Origin of the sequence: Congregibacter sp. (genome assembly GCF_965662665.1) — a bacterium.
Classification (GTDB): Bacteria; Pseudomonadota; Gammaproteobacteria; order Pseudomonadales; family Halieaceae; genus Congregibacter.
Genome location: NZ_CBFIIF010000046.1, coordinates 1 through 16,227 on the forward strand (window position 1 = coordinate 1; position 16,227 = coordinate 16,227).

The following is a 16,227-nucleotide window of genomic DNA, read 5'->3' on the forward strand; positions in this document are numbered from 1 at the left end:
CCATAGGTTTCAAAAGTACGCCAGTCATCGCAATGCCTTTCCGTCAACGTAAAATAAGAGAGATACTACTGCGCAAAGATACGTGCCACTAAGTACTGAATCCAATGAAAACTATCTCGACCACGTTAAGAATAAGGCAGTTGTTGGTCTGCACAGCAGTTTTGCTGTCATCTTTTCCTGCTAAGGCAGAGAATGCCGACTGGTTGGTGGGTTGCTGGGAATCCTTTGAAAACTACAGCACAGAGGTCTGGGTGAAGAATCCCGACGGCTCATTACTGGGGTTTAGTGCATCGGTAGAAGATGCGGAGATAGCGTTCTATGAGTTGCTCTACATCCGTGAAGTAGGTGGCACGCTAACCTATACCGCGCATCCGTCAGGTCAAAGTCCCGCAGTGTTTGTCCTTAGCGAAGAGGATGAGCAGCGCGTGGTGTTTGAGAACCCCTCTCACGATTACCCGCAACGTATTTCCTATGAGCTGAACGATGCTGTGCTCACAGCGGAAATCTCCTTAATGAACGGAGATCGGCGCTTATCGTTCTCTCAGGAGCGCTGTGAGTAATTGGCTTTAGAACGGTCTCGACAGTGCTCTGAACTTGGAGCGGGTGATGGGAATCGAACCCACGTCATCAGCTTGGGAAGCTGAGGTTCTACCATTAAACTACACCCGCATTGCCGGACGCTCTGGAGTCTACATGCTGTCGCCATATCAAGTCACGATCGAAGCAAATAGGCAGCGCGAGAGTGAACTAGGGATTAAAAAATGGCAATGAGTGTTGGCGTGGTCCTTACCTGACGGTTCGTGAAGTTCGCTTAGAGGATTGTTATGTCCAGAGTAGTTAACCCACGAAGACAGCTTCTGGCAGCAGGGTTATCGCTGTATGTCGTTTTTCTTGTGGCGTCTTGCGGTAGCAAGGAATTCGTCGATGCGCAGCGTTATGTCCCTATTGATAACGCAATCACTCTAATGAAGAAGAGCCTTGCAGACCTGGATCGGCTTGAAGAAGTAGCGGACATCGACCACTCCCGCCTAGCGCACGATGCAGCTTCGCCAATGCCGCCCGCCAGAGTTCTGATGTTTTCGGATGTGGAGCTCGAAACTGAACTCATCAGTCTCAACCCCCTGTCCGCGCTTGATTTGCCCATTCGGATTCTGGCGTTCGAGGAGGAGTCGGAAAAACGAGCAGAATACGGCGCTACTATTTACAACTCTTTTGAGTATCTTCAGTCCCGATATCAGCTCGATCCCGTCGAGACAGATACGCTGCGTAATCGTTATGAGGATAACGTTGCCAGGGTGCGCGCGGGTCTTTCTCCCGAAAGTTTCCGCGGCTTCGCTGACGATGAGATGCCCGCCGATGGCATCATCACTATCGATAGCCCCTTTGATTTTGAAGAGACCGTTGAGCGGATAAATCGAGCCATAGATTCCCAAGGCGACACCGTGCGTTTTGGGGTGGTCGATTTTCAGGCGAACGCGTCCGAGCTTGGGCTGTCGATTCTGCCTTCGCGATTGATTTTGTTTGGCGGTCCCGGACCGGGGGGCAAGGCGATGGCCTCTGCTCCAACTCTGGGGCTTGATGCCTTCTGTCAAAAGTTCCTGATTTGGCAGGATGAGGAGGGCGTGACGCATCTGTCATTTAACGACCTCCTCGCTCTGGCGGAGCGACAGGGTGTTAGCAAGGCTACGGCGCTACGGGTGATAAACTTTCGACTGAAGAAAATCTTTGGCGATGCCCTGGCGGCAGAGTAGTGGTTATCAAAGAACCTGTAGGAGCAGCCGATGAGACGTAAGCACTACGAGCAGGAATTGCGAGGATTGCAGGCAGAGCTGGTTGCACTGCAGGAGTGGGTTAAGGATACCGCCCAGCGTGTCATCGTGATTTTTGAGGGGCGGGACGCTGCGGGCAAGGGTGGCTGTATTCGCGCACTCACGGAGCGCGTCAGTCCTCGTGTGTTTAGAGTCGTTGCGCTGCCAAAGCCGTCAGATCGGGAGAAAAGCCAAATCTACTTGCAGCGCTATATCAATCACTTTCCTGCGGCGGGCGAGATCGTGGTTTTTGATCGGAGCTGGTACAACCGTGCAGGCGTAGAACGGGTCATGGGGTTTTGCACTGAGCAGGAGTCTCAGCGATTTTTGCAGGAGTGCCCGAATTTCGAACGCAGTATGATTGTCGACAGCGGCGTGATTTTTCTGAAGTACTGGTTAGAGGTCAGCGAAGAAAAGCAGGAAAGACGTTTTCAGGACCGAATTGACGACCCTGTTAAGCAGTGGAAGCTGTCCCCTATGGATCTGCCGTCAAGACAGCGCTGGTTTGAGTACTCCCGAGCTCGGGACGACATGCTCAAAGCAACAGACACGGATTTTGCGCCGTGGAATATCATCAACTCCGATGACAAACGACGGGCACGGCTAAACATGATCCGGCATTTTTTGTCTCAAATGCCCTATGCAACCGAGGCTCGCCCTGCCATCGATTTACCGGCCAGAGATATGAGCGATGCTTATGATGATCGGGCGAGTATTGAGAGTAGACGCTGGGTAGAGGACAACTATAGCTAGTTCAGTTTGATCTCAATGGTGGTTTCCCCATCCAGCATAATGAGTGACTCATCAAAGTCCGGCTGGCCGAGAGTTCGCTGATAGTTGCTGAATCCGTAACCTTCGCTGGGTATACCCAGCATATTGGTATCCAGCAATCCGTTCGCGTTTTCGTCGTGATACACCTTTACCGCATAGGCGCCCGGCGCTAGATCTGAAAAAATCAGCCGAGCCTTTGGCCCTGTGACACTATCCTTAGCGGCCGCTACAGGATTCTGACTCTCTTCCCAGCCATTGGGGGAGTTAAACACCGCCACCATCATGGCTCCGCCGAGTCGTTCGATGCCTACGACATCGACAATGAGTTGATCGGCGTTAGCGGGCACTGTCAGCGCCAGACTCATGCCTAGAGTGGTGGAGATCCATAGATTTTGGAGTATCTTGCGCGGCATACGTGTATCTCCCGTTCTGTGCATAGAACAAGGGTAGTATGCAGCGAGCTCTGATGCACCTTTTATCCCCGACGCGTTTTCAGAAGCAACGCTGTTTAGCCCAAGGGTTACAATCGCGCTTTGACCTTCACTCGAAAATTCTTCTTGGCGTATTGGCTGGTGTGGCGCCTGGACTCTTTTTCGGGGAGAGCGCAGGGAGTCTGTCTGTGCTGGGATATCTAGGCGACGACGGTGCTAGTGCGCTCGGTCGATTCTCTCCTTCGCTAAATAGAGCAGGTGAGCTCACCCAGGCGGTCTGTGAGTTTTTGATTCTCGCGATAGTCTATGGGCACCAGGACCAGGCTCGGTCCTCGATGATCATGAGCCGCTTTTAAAGCCTCGGGGAGGTCCCCTCCAGACTGTACCTGCTCGTAGTGCCAGCCGAAGGCCGATGCCAGCTGATGCCAGTCGGGATTGCCAAACGCCAGATCCGTGTGCCGGCCAAATTCCTGTGCCTGCTTCCAGGCAATCAAGCCATAGGCGTGGTCTTCCCAGACCATCACGGTGATATTGCTGTTAAGCCGCTTTGCAGTCTCCATTTCCTGCACGTTCATGAGAAACCCCGCGTCGCCGCAGATACTGATGATGCTGCGATCGGGGTCGACCATAGACGCGCCAATGGCACCCGGGAGTGCAAAGCCCATGGAGCAAAAGCCGTTGGGTATAAGACAGGCATTGGGTGTCCGGCAGTGATAGTGACGAGCGATCCACATTTTGTGAGCGCCCACATCGGACAGAAGAAGACCGGCATCGCCATAGAGCTTTTCGACTTCGAAGAGTACTTTTTGCGGCTTGATGGGATTCGCGCTGTCATCTGCAGCGTGTTCGAAAAGCTCTTCGCGCATGTCTCTTCGCGTCGCGGCCTGCTGACTCGTGTCGAAGCTGGGGGCCGGACTATTTCGAAAGTCGTCTACCAAGGCGGCGATATTGTCAGCGATGTCGCCTACAAGTTCGCATTCGGGATTAAAGTGTTCATCGATTTCGGCGGGTAAAAAATCGATGCTTACCACCGGTTTACTACCCTCGGGATTCCAGAGGTGGGGGTGGTACTCGACCATATCGAAGCCGATGGCGATAACCAGGTCTGCTGCATCGATGGCGCAGGTCCCAATGTCCTTGCTGCCCAATCCAATGGTGTACAGGCATTCAGGCGTATCCGGATCTACGGCGCCTTTACCCATAAACGTGTTGAGTACGCCGATACCTGTGATTCCGACAAGTTCCCGTAACTCTTTGGACGCACGTTTTCGCACGCAGCCATTTCCTGCCAGAATCACGGGTCGTTTGGCTTGCCGGATACGCGCTGCAAATTCACCGACGGCGGCACTTGCGGCGACCGGACGTCGATAGCGAACCGGTGCAATAGGCGTAGCCGATGTGTCCCGCTTCGCGACGTCCTCGGGAAGTTCGATGAGCACCGCACCCGGCTTCTCTGTGCGCGCTACCCTTACGGCCTTGCGGATGATTTCGGGGATCGTGTCTTCGTGAATTACGGTCTCAGCCCACTTGGTGACCGGCTCGAACATTTTCACCACGTCCATGATCTGATGGGATTCTTTGTGTAGGCGCTTGGTACTTCCCTGGCCTGTGAGCACCAGCATGGGCGCGCGATCCATGTTCGCGTCCGCCACGCCTGTGATGAGATTCGTCGCTCCCGGGCCCAGGGTACTGAGGCAGGCGGAGGGTGTGCCGGTCAATCGTCCATAGACCTCGGCCATTAAGGCCGCGCCCTGCTCGTGACGACATAGAACAAAGCGAAGCGATGAAGAATTCTCCAGACTCATCATGAAGTCAGCGTTTTCTTCTCCGGGCACACCAAAAACGTACTCGATTTTTTCAGTTTCCAGGCACCGAACGAATAAGTCTGAAGCTTTCATTTAAGCGGGTCTCCCCTTGAGACTGTGGATGGGCTGCCTTCTTTACGGGCTTGGCGAGGTGGGCGGCGTAAGAGCGATCCCTGACAGTTCGGACAGGTCGTGTCGAAAGATACCGTGCAACTCTTACAATAAGTGCATTCATAGGAACAGATATAGGCTTCATCTTCGTGATCAAGGCGTTTTTGGCAATGTTCACAGGCCGTTTTCATCTCAAGCATCGTAGCTTCGCCTATACTTCGCAGATCAAATTGTGGAGGTAAGTCTCTTGCGAAATCAAATCAAAGTCACACATGTCGGTAGATATATCGGACTCGCATCTCTCTTACTGATGATGCTATCAGGCTCGGTTCGCGCGGACTCTCTCTATGTGGGGGCCGGTGCTTACTTTACCGATGTAGAGCTCACCGTAGGCGGAGAAGACGACATTACGCCGGCGGGATTTATTGGTTATCAATTTTTGGACAGCAACGTCCTTATGCTCTCGGCAGAGGTCGGATACCACGATCTGGGCTCCTGGTCAGGAACCCTCAATGAGACCGCATACTCGGTAGACGCCAGCGCGTTGACCCTTGCTGGCGTGGCCTATGTACCCCTGGGACCCTTTTTTGAGATCTACGCCAAGGCCGGCCTGGCGGCAGTGGAAGTGGAATCACGCTTTGCCGATATGCCCCGCACCGACGACGACACAGAGACATTCATTGGTGCCGGCGTTGCGTTGGACTTTTTTGACACCATTGATATCTATGCTGAGTATCTCCAGTTCGACAATCAGATTAATTCACAAATGGTCGGTGTCGGTATTCGCTTCGACTTTTTCTGAGTCGATGACTCGCTAAGCTCAAGAAGCCGACTGGAAGCGTGTAGTGAATCCCCTGGAGCTGTCCGCTGTTAGCAAGGTCTTTGCCGGACAGACGGTCCTCCATGAGTTGACTCTGGCGTTTCCCGAAGGACGGGTTACTGCAATCGTAGGTGCCAGCGGCTGCGGTAAGTCCACACTCCTCAAGATGTGTAACGGGCTATTGAGACCCGACGGTGGTGTGGTTAGTGCTTTTGGAGGGCCTCTGGACTATGCGCGCATCACAGATGTACGCCGCCGCATGGGCTATGCCGTTCAGGGCACGGGCCTTTTCCCCCATATGACTGCCGCCCACAATATTGCTATCGGCGGGCAGGTTGCGGGCTGGTCGCAGCAACAGATCGAGTCACGCAGGCTCGAATTACTCGAGCTCATGCATCTGGATCATGCGCTCTTGTCGCGCTACCCCCATGAACTCAGTGGCGGTCAGCAGCAGCGAGTGGGATTGGCCAGAGCAATGCTGTTGCGTCCTCAGGTTTTACTTCTCGATGAGCCTTTTGCCGCCATCGATCCCATCACTCGCTTTGGCATCCATCAACAGCTGCAGGAGCTCCTGGCGGCAGAGCCGATCACCGTATTGCTCGTTACCCACGATATGCGTGAGGCGATGTTGCTGGCTCAGCAGATCGTGGTTTTAGAGAAGGGGCAGGTACGGGTGAACGAGGCGACGAAAATGTTGCAGGAGCAATACGCCGATCTCGAACCCGAGGTTCTACTGCAGTCACTGATGCGTGAGGCCATCGAATGAGGCGGTATGGCACAGTGATGATGCTCTTGCTTGCCGTTGCGGTGATGCCCGCTGCTGCGCAGCGGCCTGTCGTCGTGGGATCCAAGACCTTCAGCGAGAGCCACGTTCTGGCCGAGATAGCGGCGCAGTACTTAGAAGCCAATGGTCAAACCGTAGAGCGCAAGCTTGGCCTGGGGGGAACGCTCATAAGCTACGAGGCTCTGGTGGCGGGAGAACTCGATATCTATCCCGAGTACACGGGTACCCTCAGCGGTGCTGTCTTTGACGATCTTGCAATGGATGGAGCGGGCCTGGCAGCCGCACTAGCCGGCGACGGCCTTGAGTTTTTTGTACCCCTTGGTTTTAACAATAGTTACGCCCTTGCTATGCCAGAGGCTCTGGCGAATGCTCGAAGTGTCACTCGAATCTCGGATTTGGCCGGGTATCCGGATCTAGCTATCGGACTCTCTCTCGAGTTTCTCAATCGAGGCGATGGCTGGCCAGCGCTCCAGCGTCGCTATCAACTGCCCCAGAACCCTACGGGCATTGAACATGCTTTGGCGTACCGCGCATTGGATGCGGGTCAACTGGATGTCGCAGACGCCTACACCACGGATGGGGACCTAGATCTCTATGGCCTGCGTCTGCTGAATGATGATCTGGGAGTGTTTCCAGCATACGACGCCGGCTATTTGATTCGGCAGGATTTGCCCGTCGCTGTGAGGCAACTGTTGACACGATTGGAAGCCGCCATCGACGAGCCGACTATGCGTGCCCTGAACCGTCGCGTTGCCAGCGACGGTGTCTCACCCGCCATGGCAGCCCGTGAGTTTCTCAGCGACCAGGCTTTGGTGGATAGCGACCTTGAACCTTTGGTAAATGAAAGCCGCATTGCTTACAACACGGGTGTGCACCTTAAGCTGACTGCAATTGCTGTGACCCTGGGATGTCTGGTGGCTATCCCGCTGGCCTTGCTTGTTTCACGCTCACCGCGTATCGCTGAAGGACTCCAGTACCTGGCAAGCTTGTTTCAGACCATCCCGGCTCTGGCTTTATTGGCATTGTTGATTCCAGTGTTGGGACTGGGTCAGACCACGGCTATCTTTGCGCTGTTTTTGTATTCGCTGCTGCCCATTGTGCGCAACACGCTCGCGGGACTTGCAAGCGTAGATCCTCTGCTTAAAGAAGTGGCTCAGAGTTTGGGTCTCACGCCCTCGCAGCAAATTTTGCGTATCGAACTCCCTTTGGCCACGCCAATGATTATCGCGGGAATCAAAACCGCCGCGATCATCAGTATTGGCACGGCGACGCTCGCTGCGTTTGTAGGCGCCGGTGGACTTGGTGGACCCATCATCACGGGACTGACCCTGAACAATAACCGGCTCATCCTCGAAGGCGCTATTCCAGCAGCGTGCCTGGCCATAGGGACCGAGCTGGGTTTTGGCCTGCTGGAGAGACGTTTCCTTCCGGCCCATTTGCGTCCGGTTTAGGCTGTCATGTTCTTCACCGCAAAAGCTGTTAGGATTTTTGCAGTGCTGCCGCTGCGGCAGATAATCCACTAGTCAGTAGACGTCGCCCAAAAAAAAAGAAAAACGCTTATCGACTCACATCATGCAGGCCAGGTTTTTCAAGCATTCGCCGGAGATGGTATTCGCGGAGCCAAGGTTCGCGGCAACCCTTGCCACGTGACTTTAATGGGTGAGCCTCCTGCAGAATCACCTGAGCCTGGTTCCTATACCCAGTGCTTGAGCTGGCGCATCAACGAAGACGTCTGTGCCGTGCGCTGTTGGTCTCCAGCAGATCGCGAGATAAAGCTTTGTGGGCACGGGCTTTTGTGCAGCGGTGCGGCGTGGCTAAGCCAGGGCAAAACATTAAGCGAACTGGATATGAACGGACTCAGAGCGGCATTTCACGCTGATGAGGACAGGTATTGGATTGGTCTTCCAACGATCAGCTGTGCCGCTCGTCCCGTTCCCCACTGGATTGCGGAGTTTTTTCCGGTGTTGCCCTGGCGGGCTGCAGAAGCGGGAGGTAACGATGGCTACCTCGTGCTTGAGTGGCCGGCAGATTTCGACTTACGCAGCTTGCCGGTGCCAGCTTACGCCCTGCATCGGCGAACCGGGCGCGCGCTGATCGTAACGTCTCGAGACACCGAGTCGGCTTCCGCAGATATACAAATGCGCTATTTTGCCCCCCAGCATGGTATGCCCGAAGACACGGCTACGGGTTCGGCGATGCGGGTGCTTGCAAGCTATTGGATGAATCGCGATCTGGATGATCAGCTGTGCGCATGGCAATGCTCGGACTCCGGAGGAGAGTTATACAGTCGTATCCGCGGCGAACTTACCTGGGTAGGTGGGCGAGTGATCGGAGGCGCGAAAAATGTCGATTGATTCCGTCGCCGCTCGTTATGTTGCAACACGCCAACATTTTCTCAGGATATGCGAGCCCCTGGAGATCGAGGACTACGGCCTTCAGGCTGCGGAGTTTGCCAGTCCTCCCAAGTGGCATCTTGCGCATACCTCATGGTTCTTTGAGACATTTCTTCTTAAGCCCTTTGTGCCGGGATATAAGCCAGTAGATTCATTATATGAAGTGCTGTTTAACTCCTATTACAACGGTATCGGAGCTCAGCATCCCCGAGGGCAGCGGGGCCTCTTATCGCGACCTTCCTTGGCCGATATTTTTGCCTATCGCGAGCACGTGGACAGGGCGATGTTGTTACTCCTCAACGCGGTCACCGGGCATGAGGATGAAGAAACGATTGTGGCTCGAACCGTGTTGGGGATTGAGCACGAACGTCAACATCAGGAACTGTTCTTTACGGATCTCAAGTGCTCCCTGGGAGTGAATCCGCTCTATCCCAGATACAGCGCTGGAGAGTTGGAAGAGCAGGGCGAGGTTAGTCCCGCGTGCTGGACAGCTTTTGAGGAAGGCTTGATAGAGATCGGCTATGCGGGGGATGGCTTCTGTTTTGACAACGAGCAGCCCCGACACCGCGCATACCTTGAAGCCTTTGAGGTCGCTAATCGATTAGTTACCAACAGTGAGTATCAGGCCTTTGTTAACGATGGAGGCTATGAGCGTCCGGAGCTCTGGTTGGCCGATGGCTGGGCTACGGTGCAACGAGAACAGTGGCGCAGCCCTCTGCATTGGGTCGACCATGACGATGAGCCTTTGGAGTTTACCTTGATGGGTCTGCAGCCCAGAATTCTGGCGAGGCCGGTTACGCATGTAAGTGGATATGAGGCGGATGCCTATGCGAGATGGGCCGAAGCTCGCTTGCCTACAGAAGTTGAGTGGGAGCACGTTGCTGCGATGGGGAAAGCCGAAGAGAGTGGCACTGCCATGGAAACGGCCGAAGGCTCGAGTGATGTATCGCCGTTATCCTGTCATCCGGGGCCCGCAGTGGGAGACGGACTTCAGCAGCTCTACGGTGCCTGTTGGCAGTGGACGCAGAGTGCCTACAGTCCCTATCCGGGATTCTCTGCGTCTGCGGGTGCTATTGGCGAGTACAACGGCAAGTTCATGAGCAATCAATGGGTGTTGCGCGGCGGTTCCTGCGTGACGCCCCCGAGTCAGGCTAGACCGACGTACCGCAATTTCTTTTACCCTCAGGATCGCTGGCAGTTCAGTGGGATCCGGCTTGCCCGATAGATTTCGACAAAGTAATCGAGACAGGAAAGCATCAACACTATGAATGAGTCCTTGGGCAATGTAAGTCGCGTTAGTTTTCGGGATGAGCATCCGTATTTAGGCGACGGCCGTGAGGAAATATTGGCCGGGCTTGGGTTGCCGCTAAAGAGCGTCAATCCTAAATGGTTTTACGATCAGCGAGGATCTGAGCTCTTTGAAGAGATTACCCGTCTTCCCGAGTATTACCCCACGCGGACCGAAATCCTCATTCTTGAAAAGAACCGTGAATCCATCGCTGCTATTTGCGGTCCTGATTGCATATTGATTGAACCGGGGAGTGGCTCCAGTGAGAAGGTACGCATTCTCCTTGATGCGATGCGGCCCGAAATGTACGTCCCCATCGATATTTCTGCGGCTTTTTTGCAGCTATCCGCTCAGGCTCTGGGCGACGAGTATCCCTGGCTGGATATCGCCGCGGTGTGCGCGGACTTCAACGGCGGCTGGGGCTTTTTGGATGAGTTGCCCGCGTCTCCGCGGGTGGTTTTCTACCCCGGCTCAACGATTGGCAACCTTGAGCCAGACCTGGCGCAGCGTTTTTTACGTGGACTTGGCGAGATGGTTGGTCCTGATGGGGGTGTGCTCATCGGTGTTGATACTCATAAGTCGACGGATCGCTTGAACGCGGCCTATAACGATAGCGCTGGGGTTACCGCGAAATTCAATCTGAACATCCTTCGTAGAATGAACGAATTGCTGGATGCCAACTTTGATGAGTCTAAGTTCAGGCATCATGCGTTTTACAACCAAGCGCAGCGACGTATTGAAATGCACCTTGTCAGCGATAGTGCTCAGCAGGTTGATCATGTCGGCGGGCACTTTGATTTTCGTGCCGGTGAGACGATTCACACAGAGTGTTCCTACAAGTACAGTCTGGAGGACTTTGCAGCCTTAGCCCATTCCGCGGGCTTGGCGATCGCAGAAACCTGGCAAGATGACGAGGCTCTCTTTAGCGTTCACTATCTTAGGGTTAGCTCCTAAGCAGAGAGTTGTCGGAATGCTGGCAGACGCTACCAGTGGCCTGTGCCAGGCTCGCCTTTGAAAGGCCCTGTGAGACGATCTGTAATCCAGCCGCCGTAGAACTCTCCCGGTTGAGGGCGCACGCGCTCTCCGTTTACAGCACACTGAACCCGCGATGGATAAAAGGACGCATGGCGATCAATCGCAGCGAAACTTTTTGACGGATTGGCGTAGAGCCAGGCAACGGGGTACCCCTTGGGATCATCAATTAGCGCAAAATAACTGGCCTGGCCCTTCCATTCGCAGAAGCTGTGATGTGCGATTTTTCGGAGCCGTGTCCAATCTATGTCGGCCTCGGGTATGTAGTACGTGGGCGGACTGGCGGTCTCCAGAACCCTGAGCGCGCTTTGGGTTTTGGCAATCGCTACGGCGCCGCTGCTGACCTCAACGAGTTCATCGCTGGACACCAGGATGGGAGGGCGAGGATAGTCCCATACAGACTCTTGATCGGGCCCGGGTGTGACGGCGAAGTCAGGGCGTTGTTTTCCCGTATGTTTCCACATCTCTATACTCTAGCGCTTTTGTGGCAGGGGAGCGATGTGTTGCGCAGGTCTGTCCTTCATCGGGTGCACGCTCACTGCCCAAGCACCATGCCTGCTGTCGCTGCTACTTCGACTAGAATGGCACAGTATGCAGTTGCGAGTTCCTGATCAAAAAGTCCCGGATACATGACGCCCGTCAATCAAGCTAGAAACGCTTTCTTTTCACGTTACACGGTGGTGCTGCTGAGCATTGTGCTCCTGGGCTTTGCACCATCGTTTTTCTTGCGTGTAGTGACAAAGAGCGCTCCCCTCCCTTTTTACCTGCACTTGCATGGGGCCTTGCTTACCGGCTGGTTTGCCTTGTTGTGCGGACAGGCCTTTTTGATTCGCACAGACAAGCTGGTGCTACACCAGCGTCTTGGTCGATTTTTTACAGCCTACGGCGTGGTAGTTGCCATAGCCGCTCTTATGGCGACCTTCAATTGGGTGGAACGAGAACTGGCGATGGGTGCAACTTTCGAATCCGATATGGCGGCCGTGAACCCTCTGCAAGCGTCGGGGATTTCGTTTCTGGACTTCGCTGCAGCACTGGTTTGTTTCAATATTGCGTCGGTGGTGGGGTTTTTGATGCTTCTGGCGTTAGCCGTGGTGTTTCGGCGCGAGGGGAGCCACCACAAGCGCTATGTTTTGTTTGCATCACTGTCGATTGTCACACCGGGAGTGGCGCGCATTTCGCGGATTGTTATGCAGACGGAGCTGGGTCCGATCATTCCCCTCGGTATAGCTGGCCTTGGGCTTGCTATCCTAATCTACGACTTTCGAAGTGCAGGACATCTGCACCCCGCGTCGCTCAGGGCGACCGTGATTCTATTCATCGTGAATGGGATTGCAGGGCTCGTCGCCCTGAGCCCCTATGGTGCGATGTTAGTAAAGGCGCTTGCTTAGAGAAATTACTGCTGGGTGAACTTCACCGGAAAGGTTGGAAGGTCGAGCATTGCCGCAACTGATGTTGAGCTCATGGGGTTACCCGTCGTGATTGCGATGGTGTCCAGTCTGCTTTACTTAGGCGGCGCGGGATAGTCCTGCATTGGGTCCCGAGGCCATTTTAAGGCGTAGCTTTTTGAACCAGGAAAGACGGTCCGTAAACAATACGCCATCGAGATGATCAAGCTCATGTTGAACACACACCGCATGGAGCCCGTCTACGTCGAACTCTTTGACCTCGCCATTGATATCCTGAGCGCGAACCTTCAATCGAGTGCAGCGAACCACATTACCTTCAATACCAGGTACGGATAAACAGCTCTCCTGCACATAGCGAGATTTTGATTTAGAGAGAATCTCGGGGTTGATGTAGAGCCTCTCGCCGAAGTCGTCATCCGGTACGTGTACCAGGATGATTCGCTTGAAAATGCCTGCCTGCGGCGCAGAAAGTCCGATGCCTTTGGTGGCTCTCAGGGTGTCGAACAAATCGCGGGTCTGCTCTTTGAGAGCATCGTCAAACTCAGCTACGCGCTCGGACTGCTCTCTCAGTCGTTCGTCGGGAATTTCAATGATATCCAGCACAGCCATCTAAACGGCGTGCTCCGTTGCGTTGCTTGGCAATTCGAACGATCGTTCTCTCAGGAGAGGGGCAATCAGAAACAGGGTGACCACAAGTAGTGCTATCTCGATGCCATAGACCGTCATGTATCCACTAGCGCTTGCACTGCTGGAGCCAGCGGTCAATGAGCCTGCTTCGAGGGCATTCACTGTGTCGCGAATAATGCCACTCAGCGCCACGCCGATACCTGCGGCCGTTGCCTGCACTGCGCCCCAGGCGCCCAGAGCCAGCCCGGCCTGCTCCCGGGGAGCTCGGTTCATGGTAGATGTGAGTGTTCCGTGGCCAAATAGCGCCCCGCCAAAGCCCACCAGGAAGTTGCCTACAACAAACAGCCAGGGATTAAGCAGTGGGGCAGCAGTGATGACCAGCGCAAATGCCGGAACACCAATAAAAGCACCGATGCGTGTAGCCACATAGGGGTCCATGCCATCACTGATGGCTTTGGACGCAGCACCGAATCCCGCAAGTCCCCCTACCGCAAAGAGAGCCGTAAGCAAGGTCGTGGTGCTCACAGAAAGATTGAGCACGTGGCCACCGAAGGGCTCAAGCAGTATGTCTGCCATACCAAAAGCCATGGTGCCCATGCCGATGATGGCGAGCCGACGAATCGTATGTTCCCCTTCACAGAACTTTTGCCACGCGTCTCGAAAGCTGGGATCTGGTGCGGGGGCGGCATTGCCCCGGTTCGGCCGCCGTGCCTCTTGCTTCCATACTGCGGTGACATTGAGGATCAGGGTCAGTAGTGCGGCGCTTTGAATCACCCTGACTAAGCGGCCGGGGCTGAAGTCCATGAGTACCGTGCCAAAAATCAGGGCGCTGACCATCATGCCCAGCAACAGCATGACGTACATAAGGCCGACGACCCGGGGATGGGACTCTTCAGGCGTAAGGTCAGTAGCGAGCGCCAGTCCAGCGGTCTGCACCGTGTGGATACCGGCCCCTACCAACAGGAAGGATGCTGCCGCTGTGATCTGCCCTACCCATGGTGAGACATTGCCTGACATGCCTTCTCCGGCCAGAACCAGAAGCGCAAAGGGCATGATGGAAAAACCACCGAACTGTGCCAGGGAGCCTTTCCACACGAAAGGCACACGCCGCCAACCGAGGGCGCTCTGATGATTGTCTGAGCGAAAACCGATGAGCGCACGAAGGGGGGCGAAAACCAGCGGCATGGCGAGCATGACGCCGACGATAGATGCAGGAACGTTGAGTTCCACAATCATCACTCGATTGAGGGTGCCCACCAAAAGCACCATCGCCATACCGACGGATACTTGAAAGAGAGAAAGACGAAGAAGCCTACTGAGAGGTAGATCAGGTGTTGCAACGTCCGCGAAAGGCATGAACCGGGTCCCTGCAGAGGACCACATAGCGATAAGCTTTCGATCGAGACGATTCACGTTTTGAGTCTGTCCAGAAACAGGTCGGGGCGACTATTGTCGCCCCGTGCGGTTCGCATAAAACCTGTTCGCTGGCCTTAGCCGCCGAAGAAGGCTGGGAACCAGGTTGTGTTTTCCAACACTGCAAAATGCACAGTGAAGGCAATCAAGGCTACGCCGCCAAGCATCGCCGGGATTCCAACAGTGGGATTAACCACAGTCCAGAGTTTTCCGTTGTTCATGCTTAGCTCCTTAGCCCAACCAGGGGGTTAGTGTATAAACGAGGGCATGCGCGACGAGCGAAATTACAAAGAACACGCGCGTACCATCAATGATGTACTTATGTACCTCTTCTGATTCCCTAATGGTCAAGCCAGTGGGGAATACCTTTTCTCCATTTTCCACGATTAGCTACTCCGTTACCTATCACAGTGATGGCGGGATCATTGCGACATTGGCAACTCTTCCCGTATAGATCAGCCTAGGAAGTCGTTCATTTCTTGTCAAGGTTATTTACCATATATATGTGTAAACTTTAGTTTACACATTGACTTTGGCGGGTAGCTTAAGTTTGGTCGGTTGTTGTTTGGGTTGCGGTGGCTAGCGCCTCGAGGCGGACGGTCGCGGATGGTTAAATGGAGCGAGTTGTAAGACTGCTTCCGGCCAGAAGCGGAAAGAGACTCGCTACTGGATCATCGCCTCAAGTGCATCACTAAGCTGCTCTGCTTTGGCATCGGCAGTCTTTAGCTCTCCTTGATGAAAAATCACGAAGGTAGCCATTATTCTTATTGCTGCTGCTAACTCCGGGTTGTCCCTAATCTTGCGGAAATATTCGTCGCTTGGTACCGAGACATAAGGTGCTAACCCATTAGACGCGCCAATTCCGATCACGTCCCGACGAATCTCAAGCAGCTTATCGGTCTGAGTTACGACCGATTCCTGAAGGTTGTGGTAGGCCTGAATTTCTCTGACAACACTGGCATCACGAATAACCTTCATTTCGCCCGCGCCTACCAGAGTATCGTAGGTGGAGGTGCTTGGCGTGGGGTGGTACCCAATGACGATATCCGACCAAAGGCGCTTAAGCTGCTTAACGTTCTCAGCAGCGAGTTTCGAAGCCTCGAAGCTGTATTCAGCGAGATCGGTTTCTCTACGTCGCCATGCAAAGTCGATTGGCGGTAAACCAGCGCCAACCAAGGATGCGTTAGCTGCGCTTACTCGGAACTCGTCAGAAGCAATACTGCTGCTGTACTCAGCGCGATCACGCTCGATATCGGCAATGAACCCTTTGATAATTTGACGTTCCCTTGCGAGGTCGGACCGTGTCGCAGCCCATTCCGTAATCTGGAAGGCCATCAAGATTCCGATCACTACAATCAGAAAGTCTATACCGACGGCGAACCAATTCTGTGCGCGCACGTGTTCCGATATTCTGCTGGGAATCAACTAACGTTACTCGTCTGAACTTGGAGTAAACCAAGATTACACCAAGGTGACGGAAAGTTGCCTTCGATTCGTTCGAAGCCGCTTGATGCTTCATAGTCTTAAGGTATCAATGT

19 protein-coding genes and 1 tRNA gene are annotated in these 16,227 nt (G+C 54.3%); 10 read left to right on the plus strand and 10 right to left on the minus strand.

Annotated elements, in window-relative coordinates; translation table 11 throughout:
* Positions 1 to 161 precede the first annotated feature (161 nt).
* On the plus strand, positions 162 to 560 hold the full coding sequence (locus ACTG39_RS13360) for a DUF6265 family protein (protein WP_439108065.1): 399 nt from the start codon (positions 162 to 164) through the stop codon (positions 558 to 560).
* Between the two features lie 35 nt (positions 561 to 595).
* On the opposite strand, the gene ACTG39_RS13365 is transcribed toward ACTG39_RS13360, so the two are convergent.
* Positions 596 to 669: transfer RNA gene (locus ACTG39_RS13365), tRNA-Gly, on the minus strand.
* A gap of 155 nt (positions 670 to 824) precedes the next feature.
* Between ACTG39_RS13365 and ACTG39_RS13370 the strand changes: the two genes are divergently transcribed.
* Complete coding sequence (locus ACTG39_RS13370) at positions 825 to 1,751, plus strand: DUF302 domain-containing protein (RefSeq protein ID WP_439108066.1); 927 nt, start codon at positions 825 to 827, stop codon at positions 1,749 to 1,751.
* A 30-nt stretch (positions 1,752 to 1,781) separates the two neighbouring features.
* The gene (gene ppk2, locus ACTG39_RS13375; protein ID WP_439108067.1) at positions 1,782 to 2,561 is read left to right on the plus strand and encodes a polyphosphate kinase 2; all 780 of its coding nucleotides are present in this window, start codon (positions 1,782 to 1,784) and stop codon (positions 2,559 to 2,561) included.
* On the opposite strand, the gene ACTG39_RS13380 is transcribed toward ppk2, so the two are convergent.
* The 3 genes from ACTG39_RS13380 to ACTG39_RS13390 form a co-directional block, all read right to left on the minus strand.
* A complete protein-coding gene (locus tag ACTG39_RS13380; protein ID WP_439108068.1) occupies positions 2,558 to 2,992 on the minus strand; it encodes a DUF2141 domain-containing protein in 435 nt (144 codons plus the stop codon). The genes ppk2 and ACTG39_RS13380 overlap by 4 nt on opposite strands.
* Before the next feature lie 263 nt (positions 2,993 to 3,255).
* Positions 3,256 to 4,908, minus strand: coding sequence for an acetolactate synthase large subunit (locus tag ACTG39_RS13385; protein WP_439108069.1), 1,653 nt, complete (start codon positions 4,906 to 4,908; stop codon positions 3,256 to 3,258).
* Positions 4,905 to 5,126, minus strand: coding sequence for a DUF1272 domain-containing protein (locus tag ACTG39_RS13390; protein ID WP_439108070.1), 222 nt, complete (start codon positions 5,124 to 5,126; stop codon positions 4,905 to 4,907). The genes ACTG39_RS13385 and ACTG39_RS13390 overlap by 4 nt, the downstream gene beginning before the upstream one ends.
* 110 nt (positions 5,127 to 5,236) lie before the next feature.
* Between ACTG39_RS13390 and ACTG39_RS13395 the strand changes: the two genes are divergently transcribed.
* The 6 genes from ACTG39_RS13395 to egtD all read left to right on the plus strand — a co-directional run bounded on the left by ACTG39_RS13395 (position 5,237) and on the right by egtD (position 11,165).
* Positions 5,237 to 5,728, plus strand: coding sequence for an outer membrane beta-barrel protein (locus ACTG39_RS13395; RefSeq protein WP_439108071.1), 492 nt, complete (start codon positions 5,237 to 5,239; stop codon positions 5,726 to 5,728).
* 43 nt (positions 5,729 to 5,771) lie between these two features.
* Positions 5,772 to 6,512: an ATP-binding cassette domain-containing protein gene (locus ACTG39_RS13400; RefSeq protein WP_439108072.1), complete on the plus strand. Its 741-nt coding sequence runs from the start codon at positions 5,772 to 5,774 to the stop codon at positions 6,510 to 6,512.
* Positions 6,513 to 6,529: 17 nt separating this feature from the next.
* On the plus strand, positions 6,530 to 7,981 hold the full coding sequence (locus tag ACTG39_RS13405) for a glycine betaine ABC transporter substrate-binding protein (protein ID WP_439108073.1): 1,452 nt from the start codon (positions 6,530 to 6,532) through the stop codon (positions 7,979 to 7,981).
* A 204-nt stretch (positions 7,982 to 8,185) separates the two neighbouring features.
* The gene (locus ACTG39_RS13410; RefSeq protein ID WP_439108074.1) at positions 8,186 to 8,884 is read left to right on the plus strand and encodes a PhzF family phenazine biosynthesis protein; all 699 of its coding nucleotides are present in this window, start codon (positions 8,186 to 8,188) and stop codon (positions 8,882 to 8,884) included.
* Entirely contained in the window at positions 8,874 to 10,148 is a 1,275-nt protein-coding gene (gene egtB, locus ACTG39_RS13415; protein ID WP_439108075.1) for an ergothioneine biosynthesis protein EgtB, read from the plus strand. The genes ACTG39_RS13410 and egtB overlap by 11 nt, the downstream gene beginning before the upstream one ends.
* 39 nt (positions 10,149 to 10,187) lie before the next feature.
* Complete coding sequence (egtD, locus tag ACTG39_RS13420) at positions 10,188 to 11,165, plus strand: L-histidine N(alpha)-methyltransferase (protein ID WP_439108076.1); 978 nt, start codon at positions 10,188 to 10,190, stop codon at positions 11,163 to 11,165.
* A gap of 29 nt (positions 11,166 to 11,194) precedes the next feature.
* Here egtD and ACTG39_RS13425 read toward each other — a convergent pair whose 3' ends face one another.
* On the minus strand, positions 11,195 to 11,707 hold the full coding sequence (locus ACTG39_RS13425; protein ID WP_439108077.1) for a DUF427 domain-containing protein: 513 nt from the start codon (positions 11,705 to 11,707) through the stop codon (positions 11,195 to 11,197).
* 165 nt (positions 11,708 to 11,872) lie between these two features.
* Here ACTG39_RS13425 and ACTG39_RS13430 point away from each other — a divergent pair, with 165 nt between their 5' ends.
* The gene (locus ACTG39_RS13430; RefSeq protein ID WP_439108078.1) at positions 11,873 to 12,631 is read left to right on the plus strand and encodes a hypothetical protein; all 759 of its coding nucleotides are present in this window, start codon (positions 11,873 to 11,875) and stop codon (positions 12,629 to 12,631) included.
* A 117-nt stretch (positions 12,632 to 12,748) separates the two neighbouring features.
* Here ACTG39_RS13430 and def read toward each other — a convergent pair whose 3' ends face one another.
* The 5 genes from def to ACTG39_RS13455 form a co-directional block, all read right to left on the minus strand.
* A complete protein-coding gene (gene def, locus ACTG39_RS13435; protein ID WP_439108079.1) occupies positions 12,749 to 13,258 on the minus strand; it encodes a peptide deformylase in 510 nt (169 codons plus the stop codon).
* The gene (locus ACTG39_RS13440) at positions 13,259 to 14,689 is read right to left on the minus strand and encodes a PucC family protein (protein ID WP_439108080.1); all 1,431 of its coding nucleotides are present in this window, start codon (positions 14,687 to 14,689) and stop codon (positions 13,259 to 13,261) included.
* A gap of 77 nt (positions 14,690 to 14,766) precedes the next feature.
* The gene (locus ACTG39_RS13445) at positions 14,767 to 14,910 is read right to left on the minus strand and encodes a light-harvesting protein (RefSeq protein ID WP_271562737.1); all 144 of its coding nucleotides are present in this window, start codon (positions 14,908 to 14,910) and stop codon (positions 14,767 to 14,769) included.
* 10 nt (positions 14,911 to 14,920) lie between these two features.
* Positions 14,921 to 15,073, minus strand: coding sequence for a light-harvesting antenna LH1, beta subunit (gene pufB, locus ACTG39_RS13450; RefSeq protein ID WP_439108081.1), 153 nt, complete (start codon positions 15,071 to 15,073; stop codon positions 14,921 to 14,923).
* 279 nt (positions 15,074 to 15,352) lie between these two features.
* Positions 15,353 to 16,024: a hypothetical protein gene (locus ACTG39_RS13455; protein ID WP_439108082.1), complete on the minus strand. Its 672-nt coding sequence runs from the start codon at positions 16,022 to 16,024 to the stop codon at positions 15,353 to 15,355.
* Positions 16,025 to 16,227 lie beyond the last annotated feature (203 nt).

What these genes read in the sequence shown, in the direction of transcription:
- ACTG39_RS13370 (WP_439108066.1), top strand. Translation starts at nt 825, where the DNA reads ATGTCCAGAGTAGTTAACCCACGAAGACAGCTTCTGGCAGCAGGGTTA.
- ppk2 (WP_439108067.1), top strand. Translation starts at nt 1,782, where the DNA reads ATGAGACGTAAGCACTACGAGCAGGAATTGCGAGGATTGCAGGCAGAG.
- ACTG39_RS13380 (WP_439108068.1), bottom strand. Translation starts at nt 2,992, where the DNA reads ATGCCGCGCAAGATACTCCAAAATCTATGGATCTCCACCACTCTAGGC.
- ACTG39_RS13385 (WP_439108069.1), bottom strand. Translation starts at nt 4,908, where the DNA reads ATGAAAGCTTCAGACTTATTCGTTCGGTGCCTGGAAACTGAAAAAATC.
- ACTG39_RS13390 (WP_439108070.1), bottom strand. Translation starts at nt 5,126, where the DNA reads ATGCTTGAGATGAAAACGGCCTGTGAACATTGCCAAAAACGCCTTGAT.
- ACTG39_RS13395 (WP_439108071.1), top strand. Translation starts at nt 5,237, where the DNA reads ATGATGCTATCAGGCTCGGTTCGCGCGGACTCTCTCTATGTGGGGGCC.
- ACTG39_RS13405 (WP_439108073.1), top strand. Translation starts at nt 6,530, where the DNA reads ATGATGCTCTTGCTTGCCGTTGCGGTGATGCCCGCTGCTGCGCAGCGG.
- ACTG39_RS13410 (WP_439108074.1), top strand. Translation starts at nt 8,186, where the DNA reads ATGGGTGAGCCTCCTGCAGAATCACCTGAGCCTGGTTCCTATACCCAG.
- egtB (WP_439108075.1), top strand. Translation starts at nt 8,874, where the DNA reads ATGTCGATTGATTCCGTCGCCGCTCGTTATGTTGCAACACGCCAACAT.
- egtD (WP_439108076.1), top strand. Translation starts at nt 10,188, where the DNA reads ATGAATGAGTCCTTGGGCAATGTAAGTCGCGTTAGTTTTCGGGATGAG.
- ACTG39_RS13425 (WP_439108077.1), bottom strand. Translation starts at nt 11,707, where the DNA reads ATGTGGAAACATACGGGAAAACAACGCCCTGACTTCGCCGTCACACCC.
- ACTG39_RS13430 (WP_439108078.1), top strand. Translation starts at nt 11,873, where the DNA reads ATGACGCCCGTCAATCAAGCTAGAAACGCTTTCTTTTCACGTTACACG.
- def (WP_439108079.1), bottom strand. Translation starts at nt 13,258, where the DNA reads ATGGCTGTGCTGGATATCATTGAAATTCCCGACGAACGACTGAGAGAG.
- ACTG39_RS13445 (WP_271562737.1), bottom strand. Translation starts at nt 14,910, where the DNA reads ATGAACAACGGAAAACTCTGGACTGTGGTTAATCCCACTGTTGGAATC.
- ACTG39_RS13455 (WP_439108082.1), bottom strand. Translation starts at nt 16,024, where the DNA reads ATGGCCTTCCAGATTACGGAATGGGCTGCGACACGGTCCGACCTCGCA.